This window comes from Paenibacillus macerans, from assembly GCF_050565405.1.
GTDB classification, from domain to species: domain Bacteria; phylum Bacillota; class Bacilli; order Paenibacillales; family Paenibacillaceae; genus Fontibacillus; species Fontibacillus macerans_B.
The window spans coordinates 59,643-68,868 of the sequence record NZ_JBNYYG010000029.1 but is presented as its reverse complement, the minus strand read 5'-3'; the positions used below and the strand labels follow the sequence as shown (position 1 = coordinate 68,868).

Below are 9,226 nucleotides of genomic sequence, written 5' to 3'. Positions count from 1 at the left end.
CTCCGCTACATAAGCGCATAAGGCGAAGGCCTCCTCCGGGCAACCCTTGCGGTATTCCGCGCGATGCAGCACGTTCCCTTCGGGAGCGGCGCCAGCGCTCGGCGGGCATGGCGGGGACGCCGCCATGCCGCCCGGGCAGGGCTTCGGCCTGCTGGTGGCCGAAGCCTGCCTGCTTGAGGCGCCTGGGGCGGCGGAAGCCGTCCGGCGCCATGCCGAAGCCGGCGGACGCGTACTCGTCCTGCCGGCGGAGCCCGGGCAGCAGGCGGCGCTGGCCCGCCTGCTGGACCGTCCCGTGCGCGTGGCGCCGCACGAGACATACCATTTGGCGGCGGACTACGCGAACGCCGCCGTACGCGGGCTCAGCCCGGTTGATCTGTTCGGCTTCGACAAGGTTTTCTTGTCGCCGCGGGAGGTCGTCAACCGGGTCCTCGCCGCCCACCGCCTGGAAGCGGCGGAAGTCGCCGTCCTTTGCTCCAGCGTGGAAGGCACCGCCTGGAAGGACTATTTCGTGCAGGGGCACACGGCCGAATACAGCCGCCAGGCGCTGGTGGAGCTGAACCGCCGGAAAGCCCGGCCCTCCGGCGCGTTCCTGATTGAAGCCAAGGTCGGGCGCGGAACCGTGGTGTGCTCCCAACTGCTGCCGGACCCCGAAAGCGACAAGTCGCTGCGTTTATACACCCGCCTACTGGCCAATCTAGGCGCCTCTTTTGACGACTTGCTTCTGGAAGAGGAGAAGGGCGATGGGGAATGGGCCGTGGAAGCCATGATGGCGTTGCCTTGCCCGGCTTACGTCGATTACGGCGCCATGAGGGATTACTATACGGATCCAGAGTTTTCGCTAAACAACTTGGGGGAAGGCCTGTACGGCTGGATGCAGAAAAAAGAACGCCGCTCCACCGGCCTGCTGCATATCGCGAATGCAGGGCGGAATCCGTGGTTTCTGAGCTGCTTTGTTACGGTGCCGGAAGAAGGGGAGGCTCCTCGCCGAGGGCGGCTGCGCGTGCTCGCCGATGCCGCGTCCACGGTTGAGATCGTGTTAAACGGTGAGGTGGTGCCGGAGCCGGAAAAAGAGTTAATAATGAATCCCGGCTTAAATCGTTTGATTGCGATCGTGCGTGGAACCGGAGGGGATCTGGATTTCGGATGGGTCTTTCTTCATCCCGACGGCCGCTATATGAAAGATCTGTCGTATAGCTTGACACTGGACGAGGTGGAGCCCAAATAGGCAGACTCGGCGGCTTCGGGTTAACGGTAACGGACTTGAAAGACCTTAATTAGCCCGTAAAAACGCCGTTCCCGTTTCTAACGGACGGGAAAGCCGCTATCTGCTCCAAAATGGGCTTGATCAAGCTCATACATGCCCAATAAGGTCTGTGGGGTCCGTTACAGATGGAAACCGGCGCAGATCCCCAGAATAACGTCTCTGGGTTCCGTTAGAAATCCGTTGTTCCCGTGGAGCCCCCGTTTATCGCACCTGCTGTGCTATTTTGTTTTTGTTTGCCCAAAGGAGTGGATTCCCATGAAACCGATCGACCCGCAAAGTTATTATTCCTTCCGCGACGCGGAAAAAGAAATCGAGTTCCACCGGCACGACATGCCGACCCCGTGGATGAACTATTTATCCAACGGCACGTTCCATACGATGCTGTCCCATGCGGGCGGCGGGGTTGCGTTTTACAAATCGCCGCAAATATGGCGGATTACGCGCTACCGGTTTTTTCACCTGCCGATGGACCGCTCGGGACCCTATATTTACGTCCAGGACGCGGACTCGGGGACGTACTGGTGCCCCACCAACGAACCCGCCGCCGCCAAACCGGAAACGTGGAAAAGCGCCCACGGCCTCGGCTACACCCGGTTTGAAGCGAAACGGGACGGGATCGCGGCCCAAACGTTGTATTTCGTCGGTCCCTACGAAAACTCGCTGATTTGGAAATTGACCTTGTCCAATGAAACCTCGGTAGCCAAAGAGCTGAACGTTTACGCTTACGTGGAGTTCGGGATGATGGAATTCATGCGCGAGCTGCAGTGGCAATGTTACAACAAGCATCAGGTCTCCGTGCAATACCATCCGTCTGAGGCGCTGGTGTACCGGTATGGCGTCGAAAATCAACCTAAACCGGAGGAGACGCCGCTCGTCTACTTTGCCTCCGACGCGCCGTTGTCCGGGTATGACGGCGACCGCGAGGAATTTATAGGCAGCTATCGCAGTGAGGCCAATCCGGCGGCGATCGAAGAAGGAGGCTGCCGCGGGTCGACGCTGATGGGCGGAGATCCGTGCGGCGCGCTGCATTTCAAAGTCCAGCTGCGGCCGGGCGAAAGCCGGACCGTTCATCTCTTCCTCGGCACGGCCCAGGATGAAGCCGAGGTTGAGCAGGCGCTTGCGCGCTCCCGGGAAGCCGGGTTTGCGGAGCGTTCTTTTCAAGGGCTTCGGACCTTCTGGGACGGTTATCTCGGAGCTTGGGATTGCCGGTTGCCGGATCCGGACGCCGAGCGGATGCTCAACGTCTGGAATCCGTATCAGGCGCACCGCAACTTTCTGTTTTCGCGAAATATTTCCTTCTATGCCACCGGAACGTTCCGCGGCGTCGGGTACCGCGACACGTCGCAGGATATTTTGGCGGTCGTACCGTTCGATGGGCAGCAAGCGCTGGCTAAGCTTCGGCTGCTGCTCGGCCAGCAGTACCGGGACGGGCACGCGAATCATTACTTCTTCCCCCATGAGGGTTGGGAGCCGGTGACAAGCATTCATTCCGACGATCATTTATGGCCGGCTCTGGCGGCGTGGGATCTGTTGGCCGAAACCGGGGACGCCGCATTCCTAAGCGCTGAAGTGCCTTACTATGATGGGGACCAAGGCACGGTATACGAGCACTTGAAGGCCGCCATCGAATTTACGGCGTCGAAGCTGGGGCCGAACGGCTTCCCGCTGATGCTGCGGTCGGATTGGAACGACCAGCTGTTCCGGGTGTGCCGCGAGGGCCGGGGAGAGAGCATATGGACCGCCATGCAGCTCGGGACGGTGCTGTTGCGGATGGTGGATCTCGCCGTCGCTGCCGGCCATCCGGAGGATGTCGCGAACTACGAGGCCATGTATGAGCAGCAGCGGGGGCTGGTCAACAGCCTCGGCTGGGATGGCCGCTGGTTCCGACGCGCCATCATGGATGACGGCCGATTCCTCGGCAGCGACGTGCACGATGAAGCGAAAATCTGGCTGAACGCCCAAACCTGGGCGGTTCTGTCCGGGATGGCCGATCCGGAGAAAGGCTTGCAAGCGATGGACAGCGTCCGCGAGCTGCTGGACACGGAGCTTGGCATCAAGAAAATCCATCCCTCCATCAGCACGTTCCCCGATCCCGCCGATCCTTTGACGAATTACAACAAGGGGACGGGGGAGAACGGGGCGGTCTTTTGCCACGCCAACACCTGGGCGATCATTGCCGAATGCCTGCTTGGGCGCGGGGATCTCGCCTACAAATATTACCGCCAGTTGCTCCCGAATGTGGCGATGGACAAAGCGGGCTTGTGGCGCTACAAAGCGGAGCCTTATGTTTACGCCTCCAACTTGTTTGGGCCGGAGTCCGACAAGTTCGGATTGGCCAATGTGTCCTGGCTGACGGGGACGGCCGCGTGGATGTACGTCGCCGCGACGCAATATATCCTGGGCATCAAACCGGTGCTTCAAGGCTTGTCCATAAACCCCTGCATTCCCGCCGAATGGGAAGGGTTTAGCGTGAAACGCAAGTTCCGCGGCTGCGACTATGAGATTACGGTTCGCAATGAAAGCCGGGTTTGCCAGGGCGTAAAATCCATCACCGTCGACGGCCAGCGGCTGGAAGGCACGGTGCTGCCGGCTTATCCCGGACGCTCGTCCGTCCGAGTCGAAGTTGTCATGTAAATCGGATTCCATTCCGCCAACCTACAGGAGGATACCATGAATTGGAATGAATTGATCGAACAAACGTTGGATATCTCGCGAACGAATATCTCCCGTTTTCAGCCGCGTTTTCCGCATGTCAGCCAGGGGGACGGCAAGTATCAGCTGGTAGAGCATACCGATTGGACCGAAGGCTTCTGGCCGGGCATCTTATGGCTTAGCTACGAGTACAGCCGGGACGAAGCGATTCGTCAAGCTGCCGCTGCGGCTACCGCGTCCTTTCAGGACCGGCTTGCGCGGCGGAGCCATTTGGAGCATCACGACATCGGGTTTCTGTATCTGTTGTCCACCGGGGCGCAGTGGATCGTAGAGCAAAACGAAGCCGCCCGGAAGTCAACCCTGGAAGCGGCCGATTTGCTGCTGAAACGGTGGCGGCCCGCTTCCCGCATCCTTCAGGCCTGGGGGCCGGAGGGGGATGAAATCAATGGCGGGCGCATCATCATCGACTGCCTGATGAACTTGCCATTATTGTATTGGGCCAGCCAGCAAACCGGGGATCCCGGGTATGCCGACATCGCCCGGATCCATGCCGAACAAAGCCGGCGGTTTCTGGTAAGAGGCGACGGCTCCTCGTATCACACGTTTTATTTCGATCCCGTGACGGGGGATGCGGTCCGGGGCGGCACGCATCAGGGCTTTCGCGACGGCTCGACCTGGACGCGGGGGCAGGCCTGGGGAATCTACGGCTTTGCGTTGGCCTACCGTTATTTCCGGGATGCTTCATTCCTGGATACGTCCAAGCGGCTGGCCCGTTATTTCATCGATCATCTGCCTGCGGATCACATTGCTTATTGGGACTTTGATGCGCCGCAAACCGAAGGCGAACCCCGGGACAGTTCGGCCTCCGCAATCGCGGCGTGCGGCGTCCTGGAACTAGTAGAGCATTTGTCCGCCGATGACCCGGACCGGGCGGAGCTTTTGGCTTTTGCCGAACGTTCCGTGGCGTCGCTGGCGAAGCATTGTTTCTCGGGCGGCACGAACGGGGCCGGGGCGGGCGAAGGCTTTCTGCGGCACGGCTCCTACTATGTGAGGGGCGGTATCGCAACCGATGATTATGTGATCTGGGGGGATTACTTTTTTCTCGAAGCGTTGATGCGGCTTGGCCAAGGAGTCCCGGGATATTGGTATGAACGCGGGCGTTAACTCGCTGGATTCCGGGGGGGGGCCGGCGAAAACGGAGAAACGTTCTATTTTTGGCAAAAATGCGTAATTCCGTTCTATTCGGAACGTTGATTTGTTTCTATTCCGGCGAAGGGCAGCGTGATACGCTTGTACCGGTACCGGGAGGACCGAGGTTATCGGGGATTAAAGTTTGCGAGCGATTTCAAATCGAGGAGGCGGGAAAACGTGAAAAGGGGAAAAGGTTGGCGAATCGGGCTCTGCTTTGTTGCGTTGATGCTGGTGCTGCCGACAACTACGGGATATGCGGCCGCGGAGCTTACGGAAGTTCCTTATCCGATGGATTCCAGCAACCAGGCGGGATGGTGGTCGCCGCTGGATACGTACGGGACGGGATATGAATATGCTTATATGGCTTATAATGCGCCGGGGAGTACCGCTGGTACGCATACGGTATATATCGCCAGAAGAGACGGCACCGGGGCTTGGAGCAATATTCCGGTCATGAACGGTTCCGTCGTGGCCGAGTATATCGACGATCTGGGTCATAACCAGCCCTCCATCGCGCGGGACGGCAGCGGCCGGTTCCATGTGTTTGCCTCGATGCACGATAACACCTGGCGATACTTTCGTTCGGATACGGTAGGCGGAGCTCCCCAGAACCATTCGGCGGATCTGCCTGGCCCGGATATGAAAATCTCATATCCGATCGTCAAAACCGCGCCGAACGGGGATTTGTATCTCTTCGCACGGGTCGCCAAGGATCCTGCGGGCAAACGGGAAGGCGTCCTGTTCCATTGGGATAACGCCGCCTCGACCTGGAGCCAGATCGGAGTGATTGCATCAACGCTGAATCGGTCCGTTTATCCGGACGACTTGGCTTTTGATGCCAACGGGGATATGCATATTTTGTTCGAGTGGGCGCATTTTGCCGCCAGCGCCTTGCGCCATGAGCTGTCGTACCTGAAGTACAGCCCGGCTACGGGCGTCTTCACCAAGGCGGATGGAACGCCGGTGTCTATTCCGGCAACGTTGACTACGGCCGATATCGTCCAACCTTTAGCTCCTGGCGAAACTTACGTGCAGAGCGGCGACGATCCGGGCGGACCTGGCGTGCAAAGCGCCAAACTGACGATGGACTCCGAAGGACGGCCGATCATCGCTTACCGTTACCGCGAGGCAGGAAGCGCGAATTTCGCCGTGAAGCAAGCAACGTACGGAACGGGAGGATGGGAGCTGCAGACCGTCTTTGATGCCGCCGCGACGCGGGCTGCGGTGGACGTTACCTGGACCGGCACGGAAGCCCGAATTTATTACGTGAAGCAAAGCGGAACGGACCGGGCTTTTGTGGCCGTGAATTCGGGAGGAACCGGCTGGACCGAAACCTCGCTGGCTCCCGGCAAACCGATCGAACGGCTTGCCGTGGAGCGCAGCGCCAAAGGCGTCGATATCCTGTACCTGGTGGATATCCCGAATCTCAAGCTCTATTACGGCAGGAATAATTGAAGCGAAAATCAAAGAGCTCTTGGACGGGGATGTCCAAGAGCTTTTTTGCGTTTTTCAGAGTCGAACCATTCGCTTATCGCTTGACCCAAGCCAACTGCAAATCCATCTCACGGATGCATTCGTCGGTGTCGTACCGGTTGTTGTCGATGAGCGGAGTTACCGCGTAGGCCTGCATTTCCTCCGCCGCATGCGGTCGCAGGATCGGGTCCAGCGCGTCGAGATCATTGATCTCTTCGTCCAGCCAACGGGTCATATCCTCGGAGGACAAAATCGCCGGCATGCGGCGCTCAAACTCCCCGATCAGCGGATTGGCGTCCGTCATAACGAGGGTGCAGGTACGAAGCGGCTCGCCGCGCGTATCCCGCCAAATTTCGTACAGCCCAGCCACGCCGAACATGCCGCGGTTTTTCAGAACCACCCGGACCGGGTATTCCTTCTTGCCTTCCTTCTTCCAATAATAGAAGCCGTTGCAGGGGATGACGCACCGCTGCGTGCTGATGATCCGGCGGTAGGTCGGATTTTGGTGGACGTTTCGCAGATCCGCGTTAACCGCATCTTTTCCCCAATAAGGAACGAACCCCCAGCGGAACTCGTCGAGCACCCGCTCCCCGTCCTGCTGGAGCACGACCGGCGTCGGTTGCGTGGGGCTGATGTTAAAGCGGTTCTTGTAATAACACATCACCCGCCCGATTTGAAAATGCTCCTGAACTTCGGGCAACTCGGCCACGATGGAATATCTTTGACACATGAAATACCTTCCTCCTTTACTCGGTTGTCGAGTAGTATTTGCTAATGGAGGAAAATCATGCTTTACTGCTAGGCAGTTGAACGGTAACCGAAGTGCCATGGCCTACTTTACTTTTGACATCGATGGTTCCTTGATGCGCGGTGACGATCTGCTTCACAATCGCCATTCCCAATCCAGTGCCACCTGTAGGAGTATCCGTTGAAGTCCCCCGGTAATACCTCTCAAACAGATAGGCGATACTTTGTTCATCCATTCCTTTTCCATTGTCTGTGATCTGTACTTGGATATGAGAGTTACCTTGTATGTGCACAATAATGGATGTACCTGCTGGATTATGAATAACTGCATTGACTAATAGGTTTGAAAAGGCTCTTTTCAGCAATACGGCATCCCCCTTTACATAAAGGGGGTTCTCACCACCCCATATTTCAAAGTGGTTTGCCTTATCCGGAGGCATATTCGCTGCTTCTGCAACCGTTCGGCGAATTAACTCCACCAACTCGATACTTTGTGGGGAAAACTTAAAACCAATGGACTGGTCCATCTGAAAAGCGATTCCAAGGTCATTGATAAGTTCTTCCATATAGTTGGCCTTATCCCGAATCAATTGCAAAAACTCGTTTTTCTCGTTTTTGCTCCACTCATGTTCATCCGATAAAAGCATGTCCGTATAACCCGTGATATAAGACAAAGGGGTTTTCAGATCATGGGTAACGCCCGCCGCCCATTCCTGTCTTAATTGTTCAAACTCTTGCCGTTTACGCTCATTTTCCTGCAAGGTCAGGGAAAGAGATTCAAGATTGGCGTAGACCTCCCTGTAAAGTCGGCTAGAAAGAGAGAAAAAGCGCCTTTTCCTGTCAAGAACCAGATATTCCCCATTTGATAACTTTTTGATTTTAATTAAAATATCAGCCATCGGCCGCGCAACATAATAACCATAAAACAAACAATACAGAAAGTAAGCCGAAATAATGATTCCTGTTGTTAGGTTAACGAAGAAGAGCTTCTCCGGCTGCCTCAGCACGACAATATAGAAAACAGCAGGCAACGAGATGGTCAAGAACAGCAGGATCTGATGTATGATAAAATTCAATGTAAAACGGACGACCAACTTGCCATTTGTAAAATTTACTTTCATATCAAGTCACCTTGTTTGGGAGGGACAAACTTGTAACCAATCCCTCTTAGAGTAACGATCCAAGAGGGCTGTTTTGCGTCTTGCTCGATTTTTTTTCGCAAGCGCATGATATGAATGGCAACCGTCTTCTCATCTCCGATGCTGTCATAGCCCCATACATGCTCGTACAATTGCCCTGCGGTAAATATCTGATTAGGGTGGCCAGCGAAAAACAGAAGAAGCTCAAATTCTTTAGCCGGACAAGGAATTTCCTCTCCATTTACCCATAATTCAGCAGCCTTTTTATCAATGACAACAGAACCGAAACGATAAATCTCCGTTGACTGCGCAGTTACTTGATATTGTTCTAGCCTTCGAAACTGTACATGGATACGTGCGGCAACTTCCAAGGGATTAAATGGCTTTGTTATATAATCGTCCCCTCCAATCCCGAGTCCGGTTAATTTATCCAAATCACTTGAGCGGGCAGTAAGAAATAGAATAGGGACGGCGGTATACCGACGGATTTTTTGACACAATTGGAATCCGTCCATATCGGGTAACATGACATCCAATACAATCAAGTCATACGGATGATGGCTTATTTTTTCCAAGGCTTCCTGACCCGTAAAAGCACTGCTTATGGCCGTATAACCTTCCTTGCGAAGGATGGTTTCAAGCATCCTGACAATGCCGGGTTCGTCATCGATGATGAGTATCTTTTGTAAACGCAACCTTCCTTCCTCCTCTCTTGCTAGGGTAATCTCAATATTCTATTATCTAACGAAATGTATTACAT

The 9,226-nt window shown here is 55.7% G+C and carries 7 protein-coding genes; 4 read left to right on the top strand and 3 right to left on the bottom strand.

Annotated elements, in window-relative coordinates; all coding sequences use genetic code 11:
* The first annotated feature begins 124 nt into the window (after nt 1-124).
* The 4 genes from ACQ4N8_RS17305 (at nt 125) to ACQ4N8_RS17290 (ending at nt 6,562) form a co-directional block, all read left to right on the top strand.
* Nucleotides 125-1,225: a hypothetical protein gene (locus ACQ4N8_RS17305; RefSeq protein ID WP_430705600.1), complete on the top strand. Its 1,101-nt coding sequence runs from the start codon at nt 125-127 to the stop codon at nt 1,223-1,225.
* 294 nt (nt 1,226-1,519) lie between these two features.
* Nucleotides 1,520-3,898, top strand: a complete 2,379-nt coding sequence (locus tag ACQ4N8_RS17300; RefSeq protein WP_430705599.1) for a GH36-type glycosyl hydrolase domain-containing protein — start codon at nt 1,520-1,522, stop codon at nt 3,896-3,898.
* A gap of 36 nt (nt 3,899-3,934) precedes the next feature.
* Nucleotides 3,935-5,080 carry a glycoside hydrolase family 88 protein gene (locus ACQ4N8_RS17295; protein WP_430705598.1) on the top strand — a complete coding sequence of 382 codons (1,146 nt, stop codon included), beginning with the start codon at nt 3,935-3,937 and terminating at the stop codon, nt 5,078-5,080.
* Between the two features lie 204 nt (nt 5,081-5,284).
* Nucleotides 5,285-6,562, top strand: a complete 1,278-nt coding sequence (locus tag ACQ4N8_RS17290; protein WP_430705597.1) for a BNR-4 repeat-containing protein — start codon at nt 5,285-5,287, stop codon at nt 6,560-6,562.
* Between the two features lie 73 nt (nt 6,563-6,635).
* Here the strand turns inward: ACQ4N8_RS17290 and ACQ4N8_RS17285 are convergent, their stop codons facing one another.
* Genes ACQ4N8_RS17285 through ACQ4N8_RS17275 form a run of 3 tightly spaced genes read right to left on the bottom strand, consistent with a single transcriptional unit; the run spans nt 6,636 to nt 9,161 of the window.
* Nucleotides 6,636-7,310 (bottom strand): SOS response-associated peptidase, encoded by a 675-nt coding sequence (locus tag ACQ4N8_RS17285; RefSeq protein WP_430705596.1) that lies wholly within the window; start codon nt 7,308-7,310, stop codon nt 6,636-6,638.
* Between the two features lie 55 nt (nt 7,311-7,365).
* A complete protein-coding gene (locus ACQ4N8_RS17280; protein ID WP_430705595.1) occupies nt 7,366-8,448 on the bottom strand; it encodes a sensor histidine kinase in 1,083 nt (360 codons plus the stop codon).
* Entirely contained in the window at nt 8,445-9,161 is a 717-nt protein-coding gene (locus ACQ4N8_RS17275; protein WP_430705594.1) for a response regulator transcription factor, read from the bottom strand. Before ACQ4N8_RS17275 ends, ACQ4N8_RS17280 begins: the two co-directional genes overlap by 4 nt.
* Nucleotides 9,162-9,226 lie beyond the last annotated feature (65 nt).

What these genes read in the sequence shown, in the direction of transcription:
- ACQ4N8_RS17285 (WP_430705596.1), bottom strand. Translation starts at nt 7,310, where the DNA reads ATGTGTCAAAGATATTCCATCGTGGCCGAGTTGCCCGAAGTTCAGGAG.
- ACQ4N8_RS17300 (WP_430705599.1), top strand. Translation starts at nt 1,520, where the DNA reads ATGAAACCGATCGACCCGCAAAGTTATTATTCCTTCCGCGACGCGGAA.
- ACQ4N8_RS17295 (WP_430705598.1), top strand. Translation starts at nt 3,935, where the DNA reads ATGAATTGGAATGAATTGATCGAACAAACGTTGGATATCTCGCGAACG.
- ACQ4N8_RS17305 (WP_430705600.1), top strand. Translation starts at nt 125, where the DNA reads ATGCCGCCCGGGCAGGGCTTCGGCCTGCTGGTGGCCGAAGCCTGCCTG.
- ACQ4N8_RS17280 (WP_430705595.1), bottom strand. Translation starts at nt 8,448, where the DNA reads ATGAAAGTAAATTTTACAAATGGCAAGTTGGTCGTCCGTTTTACATTG.